Below are 22,839 nucleotides of genomic sequence, written 5' to 3'. Positions count from 1 at the left end.
GACACGCGCAAAATGCGGTGCTCGCCACGAGGCCGCAAGCTGCGTGCCCGGCCGCGAACACCGCTTCCCCGCCTCGCGAGTTTCGCCACGGGAAAAGCTTCCCGACTAACCAGCCCACCATTGTTTGAGCGTGGCGCGCAACGCGGCCCCACCGGCGGCATCCTTCCTCAATGCCTTGATATATGCGCTGAACTGCTTGGGCGTGATGTGCGGAGGTAAAGGCGGAATTTCGGGGTCGGACACGACTTCGACCAAGGCGGGCCGATCGGCGGCAAAGGCGCGATCCAGCGCAGCCGCGACCTGATCCGTATCGGTGACACGGATACCCTCCAGCCCCAGCAGCTTCGCATACTCCGCATAGGAAAAGTCCGGCAGACACTGAGAATCCGCAAAGCGCGGGTCGCCGCCCATGATGCGCTGTTCCCAAGTCACGAGGTTGAGATCGCCGTTATTGACAACGAGCACAACGAATCGGGGGTCATCCCAGTCTCGCCAACGCGACGACACGGTGATCAATACGTTGATTCCGTTCATTTGCATCGCACCATCGCCCACCAAGGCTACGGCGGGTCGCTGCGGATACGCTAGCTTGCCTGCCAACGCGTATGGCACGGCGCAGCCCATGGTCGCTAGTCCGCCCGAGACGGAGCCCAGCATGCCGGGACGCACATCCACATCCCGCGCATACCAATTGGTTGCCGAGCCGGAGTCGCAGGAGACGATGCAGTTCTCCGGCAGCCGTTTGGATAATTCCATGAATGGCAACTGCGGGTTGATGCGATCGCCCCGCGTCTGCGCGCGCGCCGTGACAACCTCCCGCCAGTGGGCGACTTCTTTCTCGATGCCGTGGCGCCAGTCCAGGTCGGTTTGTTGTTTCAGCAACGGCAGCAATGCGGCCAAGGTTTGCTTCGCATCACCGACTAGTCCGACCTCCACCGGATACCGCAGGCCGATCGAGCGGCCGTCCCGGTCGATCTGAACGCCAGCGGCCTGCCCTTCTGGAGGTAAAAATTCCGTGTATGGAAAAGTTGTACCGACAAGCAGCAAGGTGTCGCAGTCTTGCATCAAGCGCCAGCTGGGTACGGTGCCCAACAGGCCGATGCTGCCTGTCACGTAGGGCAGATTGTCAGACAGGGCTGCCTTGCCCAAGAGGGCTTTTGCCACGCCGGCGCCCAGGCGTTGCGCCACCGCGGCCAGCTCGTCCGATGCGCCCAGCGCCCCTGCGCCGGCGAGGATCGCAACTTTTTTGCCGCGATTGAGCACGGCCGCCGCGTTGTGCAAGGCGTCCTCGTTCGGCACATGCGAATGCGAGATCGCCCCAATGCCCGTGTGCATCATGCCTTTTTTGTGAGGTGGAGCCGGGACGGCCGGCAAGTCCTGCACATCGTTGGGAATCACGATACAAGTGACCGCGCGTTGCTCAAGCGCAATGCGCATGGCCCGGTCGATGAGATGACGCGCCTGCTCCGCGGTGGTCATGACCTGCACGAAATCACGCGCGACGTCTTTAAATAAGGCGGTCAGATCGACTTCCTGCTGATAATCGCCACCCAGACTAGTCCGTGCCTGTTGCCCGACAATAGCGACCACTGGCTGATGATCCAGTTTGGCGTCGTAGAGGCCATTCAATAAGTGAATCGCGCCCGGGCCGGAGGTGGCCAGGCACACACCTACTTGGCCCGTATATTTGGCGTGGCCGCATGCCATGAAGGCCGACTCCTCCTCATGGCGCGACTGGATAAAGCGGATGCCGTGATCGCCGCGTTCGAACGCGCCCATGAGTCCGTTGATGCCATCACCCGGGTAGCCGAAGATTCGTTGAATCCCCCACTCCGCCAGTCTGTCCAGCACGAAATCTGCTACGGTTTTAGCCATCTGAGCCCCCATGAGCGAATTGCGAGATGTTCAGGGGCCGCAACTTGTGTACCTAGGGAAGCGCTATGCGCGGCCTCCGCCCCGAATGGATGCGGCGGGCGCCAGGTTGCGGGCCGGCCCGGACATTTGCCCGGTACAAGCTAGCCACGGCGCTCCACCCCACATATTGGCCTCGTTTCCTCCGGGCACGCAGCTTGCTCTGCATGGTGCGCGATCAAACCAGGAGACAGCATGCAACCACAGCGCGACGCCAGCGGTTTCACACTGAGGCTGCTGACAGTCAACACGCACAAGGGGTTTACTAGTTTCAATCGGCGGTTCATGTTGCACGACCTCAGAGAGGCCCTGCGCGAAGCCTCGCCGGACATCGTGTTTCTGCAAGAGATTGTCGGCGCGCACGAAGGCCACGCGGGCAGATTGCCTGACTGGCCCGCGCAATCGCAATATGAATATCTGGCGGATACGCTGTGGTCGGATTTCGCTTACGGACGCAATGCGGTTTATCCGGAGGGTCATCACGGCAACGCGATTCTTTCGCGCTACCCAATTGAGAGTTGGAACAACCACGACGTCAGCGTCTCTGGCAAAGAGCCTCGCGGCGTCCTGCACTGCGTCTTGCGTCCACCGGAATTGCAGCAGCCTCTGCACGCAGTCTGCGTCCATCTGGGACTGCGCGAAGACCATCGTCAGCGGCAGCTCCAACAGCTGTGCGAATTGACCCAGCTGCATGTACCCAACGACGAGCCGCTGGTGATCGCGGGCGACTTTAACGATTGGCGCCGACGTGCCGACCGAGCGCTGGCTCGCTGCCATGTTCGTGAGGTGTTCACGATGCACTATGGCCGCCCTGCCCGGTCGTACCCCGCCATCTGCCCGGTATTGCGTCTAGATCGGATTTACGTACGAGGCGTGCGTGCCTCGCGCCCGGAGCCCCAGACCTCGCGCGTCTGGGCCCGGCTCTCGGACCATGTTCCGCTGACTGCGGAGATCTCGTTATGAATACAGGTTGGTACACAGGAAACACATTTGATCTGCTTGAAAATGGCAACGCGTTCTATCCGGCTGTCGAGGCCGCGATCGACCAGGCTCAGCGCGAAGTATTACTAGAGACGTTCATCCTCTATGACGACCCTGTCGGACGTTCGCTGCAGAAAAAGCTGGTTGCCGCGGCGCAGCGCGGTGTGAAGGTCGTGATCTTGATCGATGGTTATGGCAGCGACCCGCTGACGAAAGAGTTCATCGACGAGCTTGTCGGGGTGGGCGTACGTGTTCACGTATTCGATCCCCGGCCACGGTTGATGGGCATGCGCGTGCATCTGTTTCGCCGCATGCATCGCAAGCTGGTGGTCATCGATGACGAGCTATCGTTCGTTGGAGGAATTAATTTTTCCGAAGACCATTTGGTCGAATATGGAGACCAAGCCAAGCAGGATTATGCGGTCCGCATTCGCGGGCCCTTAAGTCAAAACATTGCGGCCTTTATGCGCGCCACGGTACAGGGCAAACGCCTGCCTATCGCGCGCGGGCTGGGTCCCCTGCCGACGGAAGACGGAGCCGGACGGCTGGTCGTGCGCGATAACCAAAAGCATCGCAAGGATATCGAGCGGATGTATCGCACCTGCTTGCGTGGCGCGCGTAGCGATGTGCTGATCGCCAATGCCTATTTCTTCCCCGGCTATCGATTGTTGCGCGAATTGGCCAAAGCCGCTCGCCGGGGGGTGCGTGTGCGCCTCGTTTTACAAGGCGAGCCGGACATGCGCATCGCGCGGTTCGCGGCCACCATGCTTTACGACTACTTGATCGACTCCGGGGTGGAAATCTATGAGTATTGCCGCCGCCCGCTGCACGCGAAAGTCGCCTGCTTCGATGACGACTGGGTAACTGTCGGATCGAGCAACCTCGATCCATTCAGCTTGGCCTTGAACCTTGAGGCGAATGTGGTGGTGCGGGATCGCAAACTCAATACCGCGTTACGGCAGCGCGTCGACCGGTTGATGCAGGAAGACTGCTCGTTGATTCCCCGCGCCGCGATGGCGACGCGCCGGCTACGACGCATGTGGGTGGGCGTGGTGGTCTTTCACATTCTCAGGCGGTTCCCCGCCTGGGTAGGCAGTCTGCCGGCCCACAAGCCGAAACTGCAGCGCGTCAGGCCCATGCCCGTCGAGACCGTGCAAGAAACAGTACAAGAATAAAGGATTTTCCATGCAAGCACTCACGATGAACAATGTCGGGCGACGCTGGTCACAGCTGCCCAAACGGACGCGCCGGTTAGTGCGGCGTGGACTGGCGCTTTGCCTGCTGGCTGTCGTAGTGGGGCTGCTTTATTTCTTGGCGCGCGATGTGGACTGGCCGGACGTCCGGCGCGCCGTGCGCGAGATGCCCAAAAGCCTCATCGCACTCGCGCTGGGCGTCGCCGTCGCGGCCTATTTCGCCTATGCCAGTATGGACCTGCTGGGCAAACGCTATGTCAAGCATGACATGCCCAACCGTAAGGTGCTGGGTTTTGCGATGCTGAGCTACGCGCTGAACATCAACCTGGGCACGATCATCGGAGGCTTTGGCGCGCGGTTGCGCTTTTATTTGCGCCTCGGTTATCGCAAATCCGTGCCGACGCGGGTAGCCCTGTTTTCGGCGATTTCAAACTGGCTGGGTTTTGGGTGGTTGGCTGGCGCCGTGTTTCTTAGCGGCCTTGTGCCTTTGCCTGCCGGTACTCCTGGGGGTCAGGCTGGGCTACGTATCGTCGGCGTGATACTCCTGGCGGTATCCGCGTTTTATGTTTGGGCGTGCTGGCGCCATCCCGGTCGCGCCTGGACGATCAAGCGCTGGCGCGTCGTGCTGCCGACGGTGAAGATGGCGGCGGGACAATGTATCGCGTCCGCCATGTCATGGGGTCTGATGGGCTTGGTTTTTTATGTGGTGTTGCAAGGCAAAATCCCGTATGCCGCCGTCCTGGGGGTACTGCTGTACTGCAGCGTCGCCGCCCTGATTGTTCGCGTACCCGGAGGGCTGGGCACCACGGAAGCGCTCACCGCGGCCGCGTTGAGCAAATTCATGCCCGCCTCGGAAGTGATCGCGGCCGTGCTCGTTTATCGCGCCGTGTATTTTCTCATTCCTCTGGTCATCGCCTTGATTGCCTATGGGGTGCTCGAAATGAAATGGAGCGCTCAGAAGGCCCGATCGCGTCGCGCTGTCGGCTGATCTAAACAGGCATAGGCCTTGCTATGGGGAGTGTCATGACACCTACACTCAAACAATCTCCCGCCTGCGTGCTCGCCTATCCGCGACGTGCCGAAGCCTCCGAACATGAGGTCGCCTCACAGTCGCGCATGGCCTCACTGCTTGCATCGCTACTAGGCTGCGCTGTACGCGAGTCGGCGGAGCCTGCATTGACGGACTCTACCTACTACGTGCCTGACCATACCCTGGTCGCCAACATCGACGATGTGGAGATAACCGATGAATCCCGGCTTTTTGGCGGGATCGTTCCACACGGTTTTGTCGCGACAAAGGCAGTAACGCATGGATTGTGGCAAGCGTCGTCGCAGGCCCCGGAGGGATGGAATGCGGTTCTTGGTGGGGACTTGGGCGATGCCGTTTTGACCGGCTACACGGTCTTTACTCGAGACGACGCGCTCTCGGCCGGACGCGCGCTAATGCAGCGCGGACCGGTCCGGCTAAAGCCCATCTATGCGAACGCGGGCCGCGGGCAGTGTGTGGTGGAGGACGCGACCGCTCTGCAGCGTGCCATTGAAACGTCGGACGCTGAAGGCGGCCTCGTGCTCGAAGAGAATTTGACAGACGTGCGCACGTTCAGCGTCGGCTGGTGCCGCGTCGGGCCACACCATATCGCGTATACCGGTACGCAGTGCCTGACGCCGGACAATCAGGGCGAACTTGTCTATGGCGGGTCGTCGCTGCGATGTGTACGAGGCGACGTACACACGCTCGCAGGCATGGCGACCGATGCGGACATGCGTCGCGCCGCGCAACTGGCCGTGCAATACGATGCGGCCGTTAACCGGGCCTATCCAGCCCTGATTGCTTCTCGCCGGAATTATGACGTGGTGATCGGGCGCGATTATGATGGCCAAACGCGCCTCGGGGTGTTGGAGCAATCGTGGCGCGCCGGCGGCGCGAGTATCGCCGAGCTCTCCGCGATGTTGTACTTCGCCCAAAATGCCTCAGCGAGCGAGGTCGATGCCTATACGTGCGAGGTATACGGACGACATCCGCGCCCGTTTGAGGAGTCGCATCTGGTTTATTCGGGCGAGGATAGCCGCGCGGGCTGGATCACAAAAACCGGCGGAATTGGTAAAGGGGGCAGCGATGGCGCACAGTGATGTAATCCAAATCCCGGTGGCCGATGAGCGGCTCGATGCCACCCTGCTCACGCCCAGCAGCAAAATCCCGGGGGTGCTATTCATTCATGGCTGGGGTGGCAGTCAGACTTTTGACCTCAAGCGCGCGGCCGGTATTGCGGGGCTGGGCTGCGTTTGCTTGACCTTCGACCTGCGGGGCCATGCGGCTACTGAAGACAAGCGCGAACTCGTTTCGCGCGACGACAATCTCCACGACATCATGGCCGCGTACGATCGCCTCGCGGCACACCCGGCCGTCGAGAACGGTGAAATCGCCGTGGTTGGCAGCAGCTATGGCGCGTACTTGGGGGCCATCCTCACGGGTTTGCGTAAAGTGCGGTGGCTGGCCCTGCATGTGCCCGCACTGTATCGCGACGACGAATGGTTCAAGCCCAAACATCAGCTTAATCGCGAGGTGTTACGCAGCTATCGCAGCAGCTACGTCAGCCCCGAGGAAAATCGCGCGCTGGCGGCATGCGCCACGTTTGCGGGCGACGTACTCATTGTCGAGTCAGAGAAAGATGACTTTATCCCCCATTCGACCATCATGAGCTATCGCTCGGCGTTCCGGCGCGCGCATTCCATGACGCATCGAATCATCGACGGCGCCGATCACGCCCTGACTGAAAAAACTGCGCAACGCGCCTATACCTCGGTGCTGGTCAACTGGATTACCGAAATGGTGATGGGCGCACGGTCGGGGCAAAGCCCCGTCCTGCGCGTCAGCCTTTGAACCCTTGCCTTGATATCAACCACCATGACACCACGCGCTACCGCCAGATTACAGCTCCATGCCGATTTCCCCTTGGACGCGGCACGCGCGCAGATCGATTACTTCGCCGCCTTGGGCATCAGCCATTTGTACCTGTCCCCGGTCACGCAGGCGCGCCCCGGGTCCAACCATGGCTACGACGTGCTGGATCCCACATGCGTCAGTCCCGAACTCGGCGGCCACGCCGCGTTGCAACGCCTGGCCGAAGCCGCGCGCGCGCGGCGTATGGGGCTGATACTGGATATCGTCCCTAATCATATGGCTGCCGACGCCCGCAATCCATGGTGGCGCGATGTATTGCGCCATGGCCGTGGTAGCGCGTATGCCGCTTTCTTCGATATCGATTGGTCTGTGTATTCAGGCAAGGTGCTACTGCCGATTTTGGGCCAGCCATATGAAGACGCACTGCGCGCGGGTGAAATTCGCCTGGGCAAACAAGATGGCGTGCCGGTCGTACTGGCGGGGGGGCAAGCGCTGCCTGTCTCCGGAATGCCAGACCCCTTGGAACTGGTGCGCTATACCAGCGCGCCCGATAGTCCGGAGAGTTTCGCATTCCTCGATGCGTTGCTACAGCAACAACATTATGAACTCGCCTATTGGCGTCGGGCGGCGGCCGAACTCAACTGGCGTCGTTTTTTCGAAGTGACCGAACTCGTGGGCCTGCGGGTCGAAGATCCCACGGTCTTCAAAGCCGTCCATGCCTTGCCCCTTTCGCTCTACAAACAAGGCATGGTGGACGGCCTGCGCATTGATCATGTGGACGGGTTAGCCGAACCGGGCGCCTATTTGCGGCAGTTGCGTGACGCGATGCGCGAGGCCGTATTTGATCGCGAACCGTATATCGTGGTGGAAAAAATCCTCGCGCCGCAGGAAGCGGTCGACCATCGCTGGCCTGTGGAGGGGACTTCAGGTTATGACTTCATGGACGATGTGGGCGCGCTGCTGCACAACCCGGCTGCCTGCCGGCCGTTGCAGGCGCAATGGCAGCGATATGGCGGAGATTCCACGCGCCTGAAACGCCAATTACAGGACATCCGCGCGCATCTGCTTAGCCACAATCTCGTGAGCGAGCGGCGCACCTTGATGCGCGCATGGAACCGCCTGACATCCCTGTCCAGCGCTGACGACGCCGTCTGGGACCGTGTGATCGGAGCCTGGCTCGCCGCATTTCCTGTCTATCGCAGCTACGCTGAGGACGGCGGTGCAAGCACATCTGATCACAGCTACTGGGATGAAGCCGCCCGCAGCGCGCGCGCCCTGCTGCCCGAATCCGATCATCCTAAACTGGCGCAGTTCTTGTCCTGGCTTGCTAGCCCGCCCGCTCCGGACGGACGCAGCGCGCTCAAACGGCTGCAACAAGTCACGCCAGCACTCGCCGCGAAATCACTCGAAGACACCCTGTGGTATCGCCATGGCGCCCTGCTCTCGCGTAACGAAGTCGGGGCATGGCCGCAACGATTTGCGCTAGGAGCAACCGGCTTTCACGCGCGCAATCGTTGGCGCGCGCGACATACGCCATTGACCATGCTGGCGACAGCCACCCACGACCATAAACGCGGCGAGGATGCGCGCGCGAGACTCGCGGTGATCACCGAGGTCCCGCAACACTGGCACGCCGCAGCGGACGCGTTCCTGGCTCTACTGCCAGAGAACGCCTATACGCAAGCGGATCGCTACATGCTGCTTCAGACCTTGGTGGGCGCATGGCCGGCTCACTGGGCCAGCAAAGACATCGACAGCATCGATCCGCAAGAGCTCGACGAATGGTTGACTCGTGTGCGCGCTTGGCAGCGTAAGGCGCTGCGAGAAGCAAAACAGCACACCACGTGGACCGATCCGGACAACGAATACGAAGCGGCCGCACAGGCCTGCATCGACATCCTGGACCCTGGTTCCGGTGATCCCGAGGCGCTTCGCGCCCTCGCGCGCGTGGCCACTTCGTTGATCGCGCCCGGCCATATCAACAGCATGGCCCAGACGCTACTGCGAAACACCACGCCCGGCGTCCCCGACCTGTATCAAGGAACGGAACTATGGGACTACAGCATGGTGGATCCCGATAACCGCCGACCAGTCGATTACGGGCTACGCCGCGCTTTGCTCACCACCGAGAATCTCACGGAACCCGCGCCACGGCATTGGCAGACGGGCGCGGTCAAGCAGGCGTTGATTCACCGGGCCTTACAACTGCGTGCGGCGGATCCCGCCATTTTCCGGGGGCCCTATCGCCCGCTATGCGCCGTAGGCCCCCGCGCGGCGCACGTGGTGGCGTTCTTGCGCGGATCGGGGCGGCACGTGGCGCTCGCCGTCGCTCCCCGCCTTTGCGCCTGGCAAATCGCGGGCTACGCACGCGGCGATGCGCAGGCGGCGCGACGTTTCTGGGAAGGAACGAGTCTGCGATTGCCCCATTTACCGGGGATGGTATGGCACGATTTGTTGGCGGAACGGGGACTGTCCCTTGAACAAGACGGTCAAATCGCGCTGGCGGATCTGCTGGAAAATTGGCCGGTGGCGCTATGCGCCACCAGCGAAGCAATCAGCGCTATATCCCGCCCGTCACGAGCATAACGATCAGAATGATCAGCAGCACGCCCACGACGCCGCTGGGATAGTAGCCCCAGCTGCGGCTGTAGGGCCACGCGGGAATGGCGCCAACCAAGAGCAAAATCAAGAGCACTAGCAATATCGTAGACATGATGTTTTCTTCTCCTTCGAATCAATCCGACCGCGTCGGACTCGTCCGACGTTTAGCAATCTGCATGCCTGAGCCTGCGCAGCATTAGGAACAGCAGTTGCTGAACCGAGGAGCCCAGCTCGCGTTCGCTTGCGCGGGCGCTTCGCGATACGTTGAGGAGAATCCGATGACCGACCGATCTCATGAACAGCAGGCCGATGCCACCACCGCCCGACAAAAGGAAATCCAACGCGAGCAAGATCGTAAAGATGCCCAGCAGTCCGAGCAAAAGAAGTCCAAGTCCGCGGTGCAGGCCGGCGACCGTCAGCAGCCTGAACCCCCGCAGCCTCCCCAGCATCAAGAAAAGCCCGGCATTGAAGCCGACCTCGACCCCGCACCGCGCTACAGCGCCCCGGGCTATCGGGGCAGCGACAAGCTAAAAGACAAAGTCGCGCTCATTACGGGTGGCGATTCCGGTATTGGACGAGCCGTCGCCGTGCTCTATGGTCGCGAGGGCGCCGATGTGGCTATCGTATATCTCAGCGAAGACCAGGACGCGCGCGATACAAAGAAAGCGGTCGAGGCCGAGGGCGCCCGCTGCATTACACTCAGCGGCGACGTGCGCGATCCGGCGTTCTGCAATCAAGCCGTCGAAGACACCGTGAAGGCGTTCGGCAAGCTCGATATCCTGGTGAATAACGCCGCGTTTCAGGAGCATGCTGCGTCTATCGAGGACATCACCGACGAACGGCTCGACGAGACGCTACGCACGAATATTTACGGCTACTTTTACATAGCCCGCGCCGCGGTGCCCCACTTGCCCGAGGGCGGCTGCATCATTAACACGGGATCCGTGACAGGTCTTCGTGGCAGCCCACAATTGCTCGATTATTCGTCCACCAAAGGCGCCATCCACGCATTCACGCGATCGCTTGCGTCGAATCTGATCGATAAAGGGATACGCGTGAACGCCGTGGCCCCGGGGCCGGTATGGACGCCGTTAAATCCGGCGGACCGGCCGGCCGAGGGCGTGAAGAAGTTCGGCGCGCAAACGCAGATGGGCCGCGCAGCGCAGCCGGAAGAGCTCTCGCCCGCCTATGTGTTTCTGGCCGCGCCTTGCTGCTCCAGCTATATCACGGGGATCGTGCTGCCCATCACTGGCAACGCGGGCGATTGAACGGCCGAGGTCGCCGCGAGTACACATAGGACAGGCCCCTACCCGAGGCATGCGGGGACAGGGCCTGGCCTGTTTTGCTGGAAGGCAGGGATTACGCCTATAGCGCCAACACGATCTTCCTCTGTCCGCACGCACGCGAGCAGCAGCTCATCATTTTTGTATTAGCTTCACGTTCGGCTCGTGTTAGAACCAGGTCACGATGATCGATGTCACCGGCGAGCACAGCAACTTCGCACGATCCGCAGAGTCCTTCTTCACAGTCGCTTTGAACGTCGATATTCGCCGCGCGCAAGGCCGCGAGCAGCGTTTGGTCTGCCGGAACGTTAATCACCATCCCTGAGTCTTTCAGTTCGACAACGAATGGCTGTTCTTTTGTCGGGTCGAGCGTGGCCAGCGTCGAATGAAAATGTTCGACGCGCAACGCATCCTCGGGCCAATGCGCGCACGCCTCTTTCAGTGCGTCGAGCATGCGCTGCGGCCCACAGGCATAAACCTGGGTGTCACCGTCCGCTTGCGCGAGCAAGGCAGCGAAGTCATTACGCACGCCCTCTTCGCTGACATACACCCGTAAGCGTTCGCCATGCAACGCCTGCAACTCCGCCAGTAACGCCATGCACGCGCGCGAGCGGCCGCTATAGTGCAGCTCGTAGTCGATCCCGATATCACGCGCCCGGCGCGCCATCGCGGAGATCGGCGTAATGCCGATCCCACCCGCGACGAAAATCGCGCGGCGCGCGCTTTCATCGAAACGAAAATGAGTACGCGGCCCGCGTATGCGCAAACGCAGTCCGACCTGCACCGCGCCATGTACCCATGCAGAGCCGCCCCGGCTTTCCGGTTCACGCAACACCGCGATCTGCAAATGATGTCGATCGTCGGGATCGCCGCACAGAGAGTACTGTCGCGATAACCCCGTATCGCCGCATTCAACATCAATATGCGCGCCAGGTGTCCAACGGGGGAATGGCTTACCGTCCAGGGATCGTAATGTAATTCGAACAATGCCCTCGGCCGCCGCATCCACGCGCTCGACTTCGACGCTGCGCGTCATGGCATGCGTAGACGGCTCTCCAACGCGCACGGGTTGACGCAGGTGAAGAATTTCGGGCCGAGCACGCTCCGGATTCTGGCTAGGATCCCACTCGACCCACAGGTGCTCCGGCCCTCGGAACGAGGTATTCGGCACATAGGTAAAGACCTGATCTGCGAGCCGCATATGCGGTAGGCGACGTGTGAACTCCTCCAGGAAGATCTGCATCTCCATGCGCGCCAGATTCTTGCCCATGCATTGATGCGACCCATAGCCAAAGGTCAGCTGATCGCTAGCGTTTTCGCGGCGGATGTCGAACAAGTCGGCATCGGCGAAGTGACGCTCGTCATGGTTGGCAGATGCGCTGACAATGAGCAGCTTTGATCCGGCCGGAATCGGCACCCCAGCAATTTCGGTATCACGCGTCGCAAGCCGGCGCCATGCGGCAACTGATCCGTTATGGCGCAGACATTCCTCGACCGCATTGGGAATCAGTGAAGGGTCCTCGCAGATCTCGCGCCAGGCGTCGGGATGTTGCAACAGCAACTTCATCGCGTTCGCCGACGCATTCGCGGTGGTCTCGTGCGCGGCCACAATCCCTGCCATCATCATCGAGTGCAGATACGAATCGGTGACGACATCGGGATGCGTTTTTTGCTTGCGCAGCCCGTACTGCATCCATCCGGGCTGATCCGGGTCCTGACGCATTTTCTCCAGGATCTTGCCCGCCAACTGCCAAAAATTACCCACGGCGTGCGCGACGGCGACTTGCTCCTCTGGCTTGGGCCGGCCCCACGTATTGACCGTATGCGCGATCGAATACTGGCGCAGCAGGTCCATGTCTTCTTCGGGCACGCCCAAAAAATGCAACGCCACCGTCAACGGTACTTCCCACAAGATCTGATCCACCAGATCCGCGCGCCCGTCGTTGATGAAACGGTCTACATACTCACGGGTCAACCGCCTCACCATGGGCTCGTGCTGTTTCAGCGCCTCTGGCGTGAACGGCTCCATCAGCAAGCGCCGTCGCGGCATATGGGCCGGCTCGTCCTCGTTGACCAAGGTGCGGTTCATCGCATAGCCATAAGACTCCAGCACCGCGTTGGCTTCCGGACCCGTCGGAGTGATCTTTTCCAACGCAATCGACGGGCTGAACGTGATGTTGTCGCGGAAAATCGCCTTGATGTCGTCGTAACGCGTCACCACCCAATAACCGAGCTTGGGGCTGTAGAAAACGGGCTCCTGCTCGCGCGCCCACCGCACGTACTCTGGAGGATCTTGCTGATAGCCGTCGCCGAACGGGTCGAACTCGGCAGCACGCGCGCTGACATGCACGGGACGGCCGGCGCTAGCGGCATGATGCGCGACCGGGCAGCCCGTGGATGGTGAGGATTGGGTGGGTGATGACATGACGTCGCTCCGTTACGCCAGGGGCGAGGCGTTTAATCCAGCTTGATGTTCAGATCTTTAATGAGCTTGTGCCAGCGGCTACGCTCATCGTTGAGCAAGGCCGCGTATTGCTCGGGGGTATCGCCCACGGGGTCGATACCGAAGTCCACCAGCTTCTGGCGTATCTCTTTGTCCTGGAGCGTGGCCACCAAATCGCGATTCAAGGTGTCGATGACACCCTTGGGCGTACCGGCCGGCACGACCACGCCGACCAGGGCGGCGGCTTCGACGTTCTTGTAGCCCAGCTCCGCGAATGTTGGCACGTCCGGGAGCTGCGGCAAGCGCGTGGGATGCGCCACCGCGAGCGGACGCACCTTGTTGCCCTTGATGAAACCGGCACCTGCGGCGAGATCCACCATCATCACTGGCACTTGCCCGCCCGCGACATCCGCCAGCGAGGGCGCGGCACCCCTATACGGGACATGAACCAGGTTCGCGCCCGTCTCGACCTTGAGCAGTTCCATGGCCAGATGATGCGGGCTGCCCGCGCCGGCCGACCCATAGTCCAGCCCCTTGCCGCTGGCCTTCGCCTCTTCGAGGAAACCCTTTACATCGTTAGCCTTCAACCTAGGACCGGCCACCAGGATCATGGGAAAGCGGCCCAACAGCGTCACGGGCGCCAGATCCTTGACCGGGTCGTAAGACAGAGTTTGATAAAGCGCGGGGTTGAACACCAGCGTGCCGTTATCGGCCGACAACATGGTGTAGCCATCGGGAGCCGAGCGCGCCGTTTCGGATGCGCCAATGGCGGTGTTTCCCCCGGGCTTGTTGTCCACCACGATGGTTTGCCCCATCCGTCCGGACAGGCCCTGACTGATTGTGCGTGCCAGGAAATCCGAACCGCCGCCAGCGGCATAGGGCACGATCCAGCGCAGAGGCTTGGTGGGGTAGTTATCGGCCAATGCCGGCGTCGCGGCTGTCAGGGCGAAAAGCGCGCAGGTAATCGCGCGGGTAAAGCGTCGGATCGTCATGGTTGTCTCCATCAAGATTGCCGGTGGCCGGCTTGTCGTCTGGTTTATTTTGCGTAAATTCTATACGCTATGCGTAATTCAGCAATGGGTTTTTCTACGGAATTTGTAAATGCCTTCGCCTCGCGACCCCGATATTTCTCCCGAACCCTCAGGGCGCGGACGCCGCCAGCGTGTCCAAGCCGCTGAAACAGGCACGGCCATTTTGAAAGCCCTCGGGGAACTGGGTGGACGGGCCAGTCTGACGCTTATTGCGACCCACATCGGCGAAAGTCCCGCCAAAGTCCATCGTTATCTGGCCAGCTTGATCGCCGGCGGTTTAGTCGATCAGGATGCCGTGACTCAACAATATTTCCTCGGCCTGGAAACGCTGTTGCTTGGTCTGGCAGCGATGCGGCAAGCGGATCCGATTCGGCTGGCGGAGGCCTCCCTCATACGCCTGCGCGAAGAACTAGAGGTCACCTGCTTTATCGCGGTCATGGGTAATAAAGGCCCGACCATCGTGCGATTCGAAGAACCCGCGCTGCCGGTCACTGTGAACGTGCGCGTGGGGTCCGTGTTGCCGCTGCTCTGGTCGGCAACGGGTCGCGCTTTGCTGGCTGCACTCGACGACAAGCGAATGCTCGCCATGGCTGAGCACGAAGTCGTGAATGCCACGCCGACACAACGCGCCATGCTCGAATCGCAGGACCCTATAGGACATATCCGCGATTCCGTGCGCAGCGCCGGTTGTGCTTCGGTGCGAGATACCAATCTACCGGGCATCAGCGCCGTCGCTGCGCCATTGCTCGATTACACGGGACGGCCACGCGCGGTGCTGACAGCGCTAGGCGCTTCCGGCGGGTTCGACCCGTCGCCGAGCGGCGCAATCGCACAGGCGGTGTGCCGCGAAGCGCGGGCGATCAGCCAGCAAATGGGTTACGTGAGATAACGGAGGAGCCCTCGCAGACCGGCGCTCTGGACGCCCGGGAGCGTGCGCAGGATGGCGCATCGGGATCGGGCGGGTCCATTTATTGCTCGACACGGGATTTCACCCCATTGAGGCCCCTGTCATGGATTTGGATTGGTCATCGATCTTCAGCCCCGAAGTCGAGCCGCTGGAAATCTTTCTGCGCGGCACATTCATGTACTGGTTTATTTTCATCGCATTGCGGCTCGCAGGCCGGCGCGATGTCGGGTCGCTAGGTGTTGCCGATATGCTGGTCCTGGTGCTGGTGGCCGATGCGGCCGGCAATGGCATGTCCGGAGAGTACAAGTCGTTGACCAATGGGGCCGTACTGGTAGCCACCCTGATTGGGTGGACAGTCGCGATAGACCGTATCGCTTATTTCTGCAAACCGGTGGGTCGGTGGTTGACGGCGGACCGCGTGTGCCTGGTGGCCGACGGCCAGATGTGCCGCCGCAATATGCGCAAGGAATATATTTCGAAAGACGAGCTGATGAGCGAACTACGCCAACAAGGTATCGAAGACATTGGTGAAGTCCGCCGGGCTTATATTGAATCGGACGGCAACATCAGCGTCATTAAACGGGCGTAACGCGCGCCCGTCCCTACGCGTTTCCGTCAAGCGTTCAAATGTCGGCTGGGCGGGATGCCCTCGGCATGCACCCATAACGTGGCCCGCGTCCCTCCTCCCACGATTCGGTAAATACGGCCCCCGGCCTGCACCGTGCGTTGCGGTATCGGGGGAGAATCCGGAGGCAGATCGATCTCCGGGCCGACATCCGGGCTGCCCGGCGGCTGAGTCGGAGGCTCCTGGGGCGGGATGGTAGGCGGTTCTTCAGGCGGGGTGACGGGCGGCTCTTGCGGGGGCACATCAGGAGGCACGACAGGCTGTCCGGGTTGGCCCGGCTCACCCGGCGTAGGATGCGGCGGCGGATTCACATGCAAGCGCATGGTCATGTTGTTTCTCCTCGAATTCATAGTCGTAGTACTGACTGGGGTCATTCCTGCCCATTGCGTGGCCTCTGCACCCAGCTCGCTGTCGGCCCTTAACCAATTACGCGATATGGACGTGCGCGGGCTCCGTCACGCTTACCGGCTGCGGCGGCTTCAGCGGATCAAAATCGCGCCAGCGCCCGCCTTCCCATCTGCCATTGGCGCGCTCGACGTCATACCCGCCTGTCTCCCGCAACAGCCGAATGGCTTCGCCTTCTTGTTCCGGCGTCACTTGCAAGGCCAACAACACGCCGGCGAGTCGGATCGCGGGATGGCCCTCAGAATTCAAACGTTCCTCGGGCGCTGACGAGGCTGCGTGGCGACGCCTGCGGCCCACAGCCAGCATCGCGCCTGCCAACGCACCAACATAGGCTCCAACGCCACCGGCCGCGATGACGATCAGGCTGGAATACTCGAACCGGTTAACAGTGAGCATCGCCACGGCCGCCGCTACCAGCCCCAAGGCCGCAGCGCCGCCCAACACGCCGCCCACGCCGCCCCGGGCATCCGGGTCATTACGTCGGTCGCCACCCACCGGATAGCGATCGTGCGCCCCGGCGGAATTCACATAAAAGTTATGAACCCGATCCTCGGTAAACCCATGACGCGCCAGATACTGGGTAGCCGCCCCGGCATCATCGAACGTGTCATACCGCGCTGCGACAATCAAAGACATGATGCTTCCTCCAAAATAGGATGGAGCGGATCAGGACTTGTTAACCTGCTGCCGCTGAAAGCCAGGATCTTCGTTCTTGAAACCCCCGTAGCTGCTTTGCCCAGGGTCGTCGCTGCGGCTTTTCACCGATTCGCCTTCAGCCGTGTCACGCGTGCCTGGGTAACGCCCGCCTTCCTCATACTGCGGGCCTTTTTCGTTCGGCTCGCCCTTAGGCTCGGTCTCGGGACGAGCGCCACGCGGGCGCCCATAATCAGCTTCGTCGGCCCCCATACGGCCAGTGTCGCGAGAATTCTCGTCGCGGCTCTTGCCTTCATTGGCTTTTTCTTTCGCGGAGCCCTCTGGCGCGCGCGCGCCGGGCATGCCTTGCTGGTTGCGCTGTTCCTGTTCTGACATATGCTGTCCTCCCTGAATCCATCGCCAGGTGGACGCCGCACCGATGCCGGCGTATCCGCATCGGTAATTCGGCCTTCCGTTCAAACCTGCGCGACGATATGCCGAAGGGAGGACGCAAGTGTCATGCCCGAAATCAGTTGGTGTCGGCTGCCTCGGACGCCGGGCTGTTGCCGGGCACGTGATAGCCCGCGGCCGCGTATTCTTCGAGCTTGTTGTAGAGCGTCTTGGCGCTGATGCCCAGCACCGCGGCGGTTTGCTTGCGAACGCCATTGCAGCGTTCCAAGGTTGCCAGAATCAATTGGCGATCCGCATCGGCCAGCGACATCCCAACTGACAGCTGGGTCAATGTCGCACGGTTGTCACTCGAGACCCCCGCCGTGGTACGCAAGAGCGGCGCTCCATTGACCACATTACCCTCAGCCAGAATAAACGCGCGCCGCACGAAGTTCTTGAGTTCGCGCACATTGCCGGGCCAGTGATACTCGCGCATGGCCTGGCGCGTTTGCGCGCTAAACGCCTTCTGCGTGTTGTATTCCGCATTCAAGCCGGCCAGGAACCGGTCGGCCAAGATAAGGACGTCATCGCCACGCTCGCGTAGCGCCGGCAATTCCACGGTGAAAACCCCCAGCCGGTAGTAAAGATCCTGCCGCAGCTTGGCATCCTCGACGGCTTGGTCTGGATTGCGGTTCGTGGCGGCGACGATGCGCACGTCGCAACTCTGCGTTTGATGTGAACCCACGCGCATGAACGTGCCCGACTCCAGCACGCGCAGCAGTTTCACCTGCATGTCGATTGGCATCTCGGTGACTTCATCGAGAAACAAGGTGCCGCCATCGGCCTGCTCGAAATAGCCCTTGTGCATGCGGTCAGCGCCCGTGAAACTGCCCTTCTCGTGACCGAACAGCTCGCTCTCGATGAGATTCGGCGCAATGGCGCCGCAATTGACCACGATGAACGGCTTGTCGCGTCGCGCGCTGAGTTGATGGACCGCGTGCGCAGCCAGCTCTTTACCCGTGCCGCTTTCGCCAACCAGTAATGTACTCAGGTTAGTCGGAGCCACCCGGGAAATCTGATCGTAGAGCTGACGCATGGGCTCGCAGTTGCCCACCATCTTGCCCAGCCGCCCTTCTTCCTTGAAAGGCTTGCCCTGCTCTACACCCGCAGTTGCGTCACTGAATCGCGCCAGGATGCGCTCAAGGCGATCCATGCTGATAGGCTTGACAAGATAGTCCGCAGCCCCCAACCTGAGGGCCTCGATCACGGAATCCATCGTTCCATAACCGCTGATCACAATGACTTCCGTACGGTCGATGGCAACCTTTTCAAACAGGTCCATCCCGCTGCCTTCGGGCAGTCGCACATCAAGGAAAACGAGATCGGGAACATGACGCTCCCACTCGATAATGGCGTTTTTGATGCTGCTCGCCTGAGAAACCGTATATCCGCAGTCCTTGGCAATTTCGGCAAGCGTACTACGCACTGCGTCGTCATCATCGACGACTAGTAAATGGGGCATGCTGATAATCCAGAATTATCGTGATATCCAGAGAAGAATACCCGATTCAACAAAACCCGGGCGAAATGCTGCGATAAGTTATTCCTAAGTATTACACACTATATCAATTATCGGAATGTATGCCGCATACCGATACACCCAGGTAAAGTTTACCTCTCGAAAGGGTTAAAAATCGCCACGAACCCAGTCTGACTGTTCGCTACACCTACGCAACGCCCGGCAAACGCAATTGGCATGATCTTTGCTTAACTAGTTCGGATAACCCATTCGCCCCAAGGCGATTGAACACCTACGAGGAGAATGCGAGTGTCTTACGCTGCGACGGAATTGCGTATACGTCAAACCGCCACGCTGGCGCCCAGAATGCAACAATCTGTGCAACTGCTGCAGATGTCAGCGCTGGAATTCAGTGTGGCCATACAAAACGCACTAAATACCAACCCCTTTCTTGAAGACGACAGCACGCACGTGGACGATGGCGATGCTGTGGCACACGAGGGGCAAACGGCTGAAGCGCCCGTGATGGGTGCAACCGAGCCGTCGCTGCAAGAGTACAGTATGCATCCTTCTTCGGGCGAATCCCTGTCGTATTCCGGGGATTATCCGACGCGTCGAGCCGCTTTATCCGACGGCGGCGATCACGATGTCGCGCATTGGGTGGCGGCCCAGCAAACCCTGCAGTCGCGACTGCGCGAAGCGTTGTGCTCCTACCCCCTAAGCGACCGCGATGAATTACTGGCTGAATACATCATCGATGCGCTGGATGAGGACGGCTACCTGCGCACCTCGCTGGATTCGCTGGCGGGTCAGCATGACTTTGACCCCACCCCGCAAGCGTCCGAGTGGACTGCGGCGCTGCGCTTGGTTCAGAACCTTCTGGCACCCGGCATCGGTGCGCGCGATCTCAGCGAATGCCTGGAACTGCAGTTGCGCGCGGCCGACGACGACGAGCCGGAGGTCACTCAGCTCGCATTAACCATCGTGCGTTCGCATCTGGACCTGTTGGCCCGCAATGATTGGAATGCGCTGCTGCGCGTGACACAAAGCACCGCGGCGCTGCTACGCGAGGCCTGCGACCGCATCCGCGCGCTGGACCCACGTCCGGGCCGTCGCTACGATCAAGAAGCCCCGATGTACGTCATCCCCGACGTCATCGTGCGCAAGGACCAGGGCCGCTGGCTGGTCATCCCCAACCGCGACGCCATGCCCCGCGCGCGGCTGGATCGTGTGTATGCGGACCTGTTTCGCCACGCCCGTCACGACGACCGTGGCCCGCTGGCCCAGGAACTGCAAGAAGCGCGCTGGCTCGTGCGTAACGTCGAACAGCGCTACAGCACCATTCAGCGGGTGGCCGAGGCAATCGTACAGCGTCAACAACGATTCTTCGAATATGGCGAGGTGGCGCTACGGCCATTGCTCCTGCGCGAAATCGCCGATGCGTTGGAGATACACGAATCGACCGTATCGCGCGCCACAGCGAATAAATACATGATCACGCCACGAGGCTTGTACGAATTCCGTCACTTCTTTTCGCGTGAACTGGCCACCGCCTCAGGTGGCTCCTGCTCCGCAGCCTCGGTACAAGCCTTGATCCGCGAATGGATCGCCGAGGAAGATCCGCGCGATCCCCTGTCGGATGTAGCCCTCGCCGAGCGCCTTGCGGCCGATGGCATCGTGGTGGCACGTCGTACCGTGTCTAAATATCGTGCGCAACTGAAATTGCCCTCGGCGGAGCTACGCCGCCGGCATTGAGTCACGCGCTTGAATTCGGGCGCTGGGCGTGATGGAGGAGACTGCCGACCGGCGTCCCTTCAATTCTTAACCCGTGGAAATGGGTACGAGGCCGCTCTTCGCATATCCGCCCATAGCTGGGCGCCTAAATCGCCAATATCCGCCGCACGCGCTCGATCAACACTTCGAGACGGAAAGGTTTGACGATCAGCTCCATCCCCTCGCTGAGAAAGCCTTCACCGGCGATGGCGTTTTGCGCATAGCCCGTCATAAACAGGACCTTCAGGTTCGGGTGCGTACGGCGCGCCGCATCCGCGAGCTCGCGGCCGTTGAGACCTGGCAACCCTACATCGGTTAACAGCAAATCAATACGCCGCGCCTCGCCCACGAGCTCCCGACCGCTCAAGCCGTCGCTAGCGGTGAGCACTTCCAAGCGCAATTGTTTAAGGGTTTCTGACACCATCTGGCGCACTGCGGCGTCATCTTCAACCAACGCGACCACGAAATTGGGCAGGCTTTCCTCAGTGATCGAGGGCAGAAGTCGCGCATCGGTCTCCATCGGTGGCACCGAACCGACATAACGCGGCAGGAACAGACGCACGCGCGTGCCCTCGCCCTCCTTGCTTTCCAGGCAAACCAGGCCGCCTGCTTGTTGCGCAAAACCGTAGATCATCGACAGGCCCAGGCCGCTGCCCTCGCCGATTGCCTTGGTGGTGAAAAACGGCTCGAACGCCCGGCTCATCACTTCTTCGGACATGCCACAGCCCGTGTCCGACACCGTGATCTCGACGAAGTCACCGGGCTTCACATGCGGATACTGGCGCAATGCCGCCGCGTCCAGTTGCGTATTGGTCGCGCGCAGATCCAGCTGGCCACCATCGGGCATGGCATCGCGCGCATTGATCACCATGTTCAAGAGCGCATTTTCCAGCTGGTTCGCATCGCATGACACCGGCCAAGAAACCTGCTCGGAATGTACGACCAGCTTCACATGCTCGCCCGTGTAGCGGCGAAACAGGTCCTCCATGGACTGTAAGACCCGCACTGGGCATAGGGGCACCGGCGCGATGGGCTGGCGGCGCGCAAACGCCAACAGGCGTTGAGTAAGCCGCGCCGCACGCTCCGTCGATTCCATCGCGGTATCGATGAAACGCTCTGCCGATGCCGCATCGCCAGCGGCGAGTTTGCGGCGTATCAGATACAAAGCGCCCGAGATGCTTTGCAGCATGTTGTTGAAATCGTGGGCGATGCCGCCCGTCAGCTGGCCTACCGCTTCCATTTTCTGCGACTGGCGCAGAGCCTCTTCAGCTTGGCGCAAAGCCTCGGCTTGCGCGCGCAAATCCGTGTCGTCGCGCCCGGCGAGATACACATCCCCTTCCGACCGGGAAATGCTCCATGTGATCCAGCTGTACGTCCCGTTGCGATGCCGCATACGGTTTTCCAGATGTCGCACACCGCCTTGACCAGTCGGGACAAAGGCCTGCACGCTAATCGCGTAATCTTCGGGATGCACCTGGTCGGCGAGCGACATGGACAGGAATTCCTCGGGCGTCCACCCGAGTATTTCCTTCACCGCGGGGTTGACGCTGACGTAACGACCCTCGGCATTGACCACGGCCAATAGCTCTGGCGACAGACGCCAGATGCGATCACGCTCGGCGATGGCGAGCTCCACCCGCTTTTCCAGTTCCCGATCGTATTGCCAACGCTCGATCGCCAGTGCGGCCGTGCGCGTGACCAGCGCAATCGCGTCGATGTCCTGCGGCGATGGCAGGCGGGTCGTCGCGTAGTAGTTCGAAAACACACCCAGCACCTGACCGTCGGTGCCTTTGATGGGCGTAGACCAGCATGCGCGGATGCCTTGCTCGACGGCGAACTCGCGCCAGTCGACCCAGTTCGGATCGGTCATGACGTCATTGACGTACACCGCCGTGCCGAAATACGCGGCCGCGCCCCACGAGCCGACGTTAGGGCCAATGGGAACGCCATTGATGGCACGTCGATACGATTCCGAAAAACTCGGTGCCGCGCCGTGGACCAGGCACTTTTTACCCTCGTCCACAAAGGCAATGGCCGTACGCAACGGGACGCTCGATTGAGCCTCCACGGCGTGCAAGACGTACAACAGCACATCCGCCAACGGGACGCCCGCGGCGATGCGTTGCAGCATCACACGCTCGTCTTCCAGGCGCGCAAGGGTATCGGTCCAGGGGTTTCGAACTCGTTCTTTGTTACTGAGCATCTGACGTCACGGTGGGGCGCGGGCGGGTTCTTTCGCGCA

At 61.0% G+C, this 22,839-nt stretch carries 19 protein-coding genes; 10 read left to right on the top strand and 9 right to left on the bottom strand.

What is annotated here, in order from left to right:
- Positions 1–105: 105 nt before the first annotated feature.
- A complete protein-coding gene (locus GOQ28_RS13070) occupies positions 106–1,875 on the bottom strand; it encodes a thiamine pyrophosphate-requiring protein (RefSeq protein WP_160356763.1) in 1,770 nt (589 codons plus the stop codon).
- 231 nt (positions 1,876–2,106) lie between these two features.
- Here GOQ28_RS13070 and GOQ28_RS13065 point away from each other — a divergent pair, with 231 nt between their 5' ends.
- The 6 genes from GOQ28_RS13065 to treY are packed head-to-tail and all read left to right on the top strand — an operon-like array spanning position 2,107 to position 9,573.
- The gene (locus tag GOQ28_RS13065) at positions 2,107–2,874 is read left to right on the top strand and encodes an endonuclease/exonuclease/phosphatase family protein (RefSeq protein WP_160356762.1); all 768 of its coding nucleotides are present in this window, start codon (positions 2,107–2,109) and stop codon (positions 2,872–2,874) included.
- A complete protein-coding gene (gene clsB / locus GOQ28_RS13060) occupies positions 2,871–4,067 on the top strand; it encodes a cardiolipin synthase ClsB (protein ID WP_160356761.1) in 1,197 nt (398 codons plus the stop codon). The genes GOQ28_RS13065 and clsB overlap by 4 nt, the downstream gene beginning before the upstream one ends.
- Positions 4,068–4,077: 10 nt before the next feature.
- Positions 4,078–5,073 (top strand): lysylphosphatidylglycerol synthase domain-containing protein, encoded by a 996-nt coding sequence (locus tag GOQ28_RS13055; protein WP_236844343.1) that lies wholly within the window; start codon positions 4,078–4,080, stop codon positions 5,071–5,073.
- A gap of 35 nt (positions 5,074–5,108) precedes the next feature.
- Complete coding sequence (locus GOQ28_RS13050; RefSeq protein ID WP_160356760.1) at positions 5,109–6,215, top strand: DUF3182 family protein; 1,107 nt, start codon at positions 5,109–5,111, stop codon at positions 6,213–6,215.
- Entirely contained in the window at positions 6,202–6,966 is a 765-nt protein-coding gene (locus GOQ28_RS13045; RefSeq protein WP_160351666.1) for an alpha/beta hydrolase family protein, read from the top strand. The genes GOQ28_RS13050 and GOQ28_RS13045 overlap by 14 nt, the downstream gene beginning before the upstream one ends.
- Positions 6,967–6,990: 24 nt before the next feature.
- Complete coding sequence (gene treY / locus GOQ28_RS13040) at positions 6,991–9,573, top strand: malto-oligosyltrehalose synthase (protein ID WP_160356759.1); 2,583 nt, start codon at positions 6,991–6,993, stop codon at positions 9,571–9,573.
- Here the strand turns inward: treY and GOQ28_RS13035 are convergent.
- Positions 9,548–9,700 carry a DUF3309 domain-containing protein gene (locus tag GOQ28_RS13035; RefSeq protein WP_160351668.1) on the bottom strand — a complete coding sequence of 51 codons (153 nt, stop codon included), beginning with the start codon at positions 9,698–9,700 and terminating at the stop codon, positions 9,548–9,550. The genes treY and GOQ28_RS13035 overlap by 26 nt on opposite strands.
- Before the next feature lie 166 nt (positions 9,701–9,866).
- Here GOQ28_RS13035 and GOQ28_RS13030 point away from each other — a divergent pair, with 166 nt between their 5' ends.
- Positions 9,867–10,856, top strand: coding sequence for an SDR family oxidoreductase (locus GOQ28_RS13030; RefSeq protein ID WP_160356758.1), 990 nt, complete (start codon positions 9,867–9,869; stop codon positions 10,854–10,856).
- Between the two features lie 97 nt (positions 10,857–10,953).
- Here the strand turns inward: GOQ28_RS13030 and GOQ28_RS13025 are convergent, their stop codons facing one another.
- Positions 10,954–13,296, bottom strand: a complete 2,343-nt coding sequence (locus tag GOQ28_RS13025; RefSeq protein WP_160356757.1) for a cytochrome P450/oxidoreductase — start codon at positions 13,294–13,296, stop codon at positions 10,954–10,956.
- A 32-nt stretch (positions 13,297–13,328) separates the two neighbouring features.
- On the bottom strand, positions 13,329–14,306 hold the full coding sequence (locus tag GOQ28_RS13020; protein ID WP_160356756.1) for a Bug family tripartite tricarboxylate transporter substrate binding protein: 978 nt from the start codon (positions 14,304–14,306) through the stop codon (positions 13,329–13,331).
- Positions 14,307–14,415: 109 nt separating this feature from the next.
- On the opposite strand from GOQ28_RS13020, the gene GOQ28_RS13015 reads away from it, so the two are divergent.
- Positions 14,416–15,234 (top strand): IclR family transcriptional regulator, encoded by an 819-nt coding sequence (locus tag GOQ28_RS13015; protein WP_160356755.1) that lies wholly within the window; start codon positions 14,416–14,418, stop codon positions 15,232–15,234.
- Between the two features lie 121 nt (positions 15,235–15,355).
- Positions 15,356–15,841 (top strand): DUF421 domain-containing protein, encoded by a 486-nt coding sequence (locus tag GOQ28_RS13010; RefSeq protein ID WP_160356754.1) that lies wholly within the window; start codon positions 15,356–15,358, stop codon positions 15,839–15,841.
- Between the two features lie 26 nt (positions 15,842–15,867).
- On the opposite strand, the gene GOQ28_RS13005 is transcribed toward GOQ28_RS13010, so the two are convergent.
- The 4 genes from GOQ28_RS13005 to GOQ28_RS12990 all read right to left on the bottom strand — a co-directional run bounded on the left by GOQ28_RS13005 (position 15,868) and on the right by GOQ28_RS12990 (position 18,827).
- Positions 15,868–16,206 carry a hypothetical protein gene (locus GOQ28_RS13005; protein ID WP_160356753.1) on the bottom strand — a complete coding sequence of 113 codons (339 nt, stop codon included), beginning with the start codon at positions 16,204–16,206 and terminating at the stop codon, positions 15,868–15,870.
- Between the two features lie 97 nt (positions 16,207–16,303).
- Positions 16,304–16,918 (bottom strand): hypothetical protein, encoded by a 615-nt coding sequence (locus tag GOQ28_RS13000; RefSeq protein WP_160356752.1) that lies wholly within the window; start codon positions 16,916–16,918, stop codon positions 16,304–16,306.
- 30 nt (positions 16,919–16,948) lie between these two features.
- Positions 16,949–17,311 (bottom strand): hypothetical protein, encoded by a 363-nt coding sequence (locus GOQ28_RS12995; protein ID WP_160356751.1) that lies wholly within the window; start codon positions 17,309–17,311, stop codon positions 16,949–16,951.
- 133 nt (positions 17,312–17,444) lie between these two features.
- Positions 17,445–18,827: a sigma-54-dependent transcriptional regulator gene (locus GOQ28_RS12990; RefSeq protein ID WP_160356750.1), complete on the bottom strand. Its 1,383-nt coding sequence runs from the start codon at positions 18,825–18,827 to the stop codon at positions 17,445–17,447.
- A 300-nt stretch (positions 18,828–19,127) separates the two neighbouring features.
- Between GOQ28_RS12990 and GOQ28_RS12985 the strand changes: the two genes are divergently transcribed.
- Positions 19,128–20,579: an RNA polymerase factor sigma-54 gene (locus tag GOQ28_RS12985; protein ID WP_160356749.1), complete on the top strand. Its 1,452-nt coding sequence runs from the start codon at positions 19,128–19,130 to the stop codon at positions 20,577–20,579.
- Between the two features lie 124 nt (positions 20,580–20,703).
- Here GOQ28_RS12985 and GOQ28_RS12980 read toward each other — a convergent pair whose 3' ends face one another.
- On the bottom strand, positions 20,704–22,800 hold the full coding sequence (locus tag GOQ28_RS12980) for an ATP-binding protein (RefSeq protein WP_160356748.1): 2,097 nt from the start codon (positions 22,798–22,800) through the stop codon (positions 20,704–20,706).
- Positions 22,801–22,839 lie beyond the last annotated feature (39 nt).

The organism is Bordetella sp. 02P26C-1 (assembly GCF_009763255.1).
Lineage (GTDB): Bacteria > Pseudomonadota > Gammaproteobacteria > Burkholderiales > Burkholderiaceae_B > Bordetella_A.
This window is presented reverse-complemented; position numbering and strand designations above follow the sequence as displayed.

Excerpts from the sequence above, each read along its gene's own strand:
- GOQ28_RS12995 (WP_160356751.1), bottom strand. The coding sequence starts at position 17,311 with ATGTCAGAACAGGAACAGCGCAACCAGCAAGGCATGCCCGGCGCGCGC.
- clsB (WP_160356761.1), top strand. The coding sequence starts at position 2,871 with ATGAATACAGGTTGGTACACAGGAAACACATTTGATCTGCTTGAAAAT.
- GOQ28_RS13005 (WP_160356753.1), bottom strand. The coding sequence starts at position 16,206 with ATGACCATGCGCTTGCATGTGAATCCGCCGCCGCATCCTACGCCGGGT.
- GOQ28_RS13030 (WP_160356758.1), top strand. The coding sequence starts at position 9,867 with ATGACCGACCGATCTCATGAACAGCAGGCCGATGCCACCACCGCCCGA.
- GOQ28_RS13015 (WP_160356755.1), top strand. The coding sequence starts at position 14,416 with ATGCCTTCGCCTCGCGACCCCGATATTTCTCCCGAACCCTCAGGGCGC.
- treY (WP_160356759.1), top strand. The coding sequence starts at position 6,991 with ATGACACCACGCGCTACCGCCAGATTACAGCTCCATGCCGATTTCCCC.
- GOQ28_RS13065 (WP_160356762.1), top strand. The coding sequence starts at position 2,107 with ATGCAACCACAGCGCGACGCCAGCGGTTTCACACTGAGGCTGCTGACA.
- GOQ28_RS12985 (WP_160356749.1), top strand. The coding sequence starts at position 19,128 with ATGCGAGTGTCTTACGCTGCGACGGAATTGCGTATACGTCAAACCGCC.
- GOQ28_RS13070 (WP_160356763.1), bottom strand. The coding sequence starts at position 1,875 with ATGGCTAAAACCGTAGCAGATTTCGTGCTGGACAGACTGGCGGAGTGG.
- GOQ28_RS13035 (WP_160351668.1), bottom strand. The coding sequence starts at position 9,700 with ATGTCTACGATATTGCTAGTGCTCTTGATTTTGCTCTTGGTTGGCGCC.
- GOQ28_RS13000 (WP_160356752.1), bottom strand. The coding sequence starts at position 16,918 with ATGTCTTTGATTGTCGCAGCGCGGTATGACACGTTCGATGATGCCGGG.
- GOQ28_RS12980 (WP_160356748.1), bottom strand. The coding sequence starts at position 22,800 with ATGCTCAGTAACAAAGAACGAGTTCGAAACCCCTGGACCGATACCCTT.
- GOQ28_RS12990 (WP_160356750.1), bottom strand. The coding sequence starts at position 18,827 with ATGCCCCATTTACTAGTCGTCGATGATGACGACGCAGTGCGTAGTACG.
- GOQ28_RS13010 (WP_160356754.1), top strand. The coding sequence starts at position 15,356 with ATGGATTTGGATTGGTCATCGATCTTCAGCCCCGAAGTCGAGCCGCTG.
- GOQ28_RS13050 (WP_160356760.1), top strand. The coding sequence starts at position 5,109 with ATGACACCTACACTCAAACAATCTCCCGCCTGCGTGCTCGCCTATCCG.
- GOQ28_RS13055 (WP_236844343.1), top strand. The coding sequence starts at position 4,078 with ATGCAAGCACTCACGATGAACAATGTCGGGCGACGCTGGTCACAGCTG.
- GOQ28_RS13020 (WP_160356756.1), bottom strand. The coding sequence starts at position 14,306 with ATGACGATCCGACGCTTTACCCGCGCGATTACCTGCGCGCTTTTCGCC.
- GOQ28_RS13025 (WP_160356757.1), bottom strand. The coding sequence starts at position 13,296 with ATGTCATCACCCACCCAATCCTCACCATCCACGGGCTGCCCGGTCGCG.
- GOQ28_RS13045 (WP_160351666.1), top strand. The coding sequence starts at position 6,202 with ATGGCGCACAGTGATGTAATCCAAATCCCGGTGGCCGATGAGCGGCTC.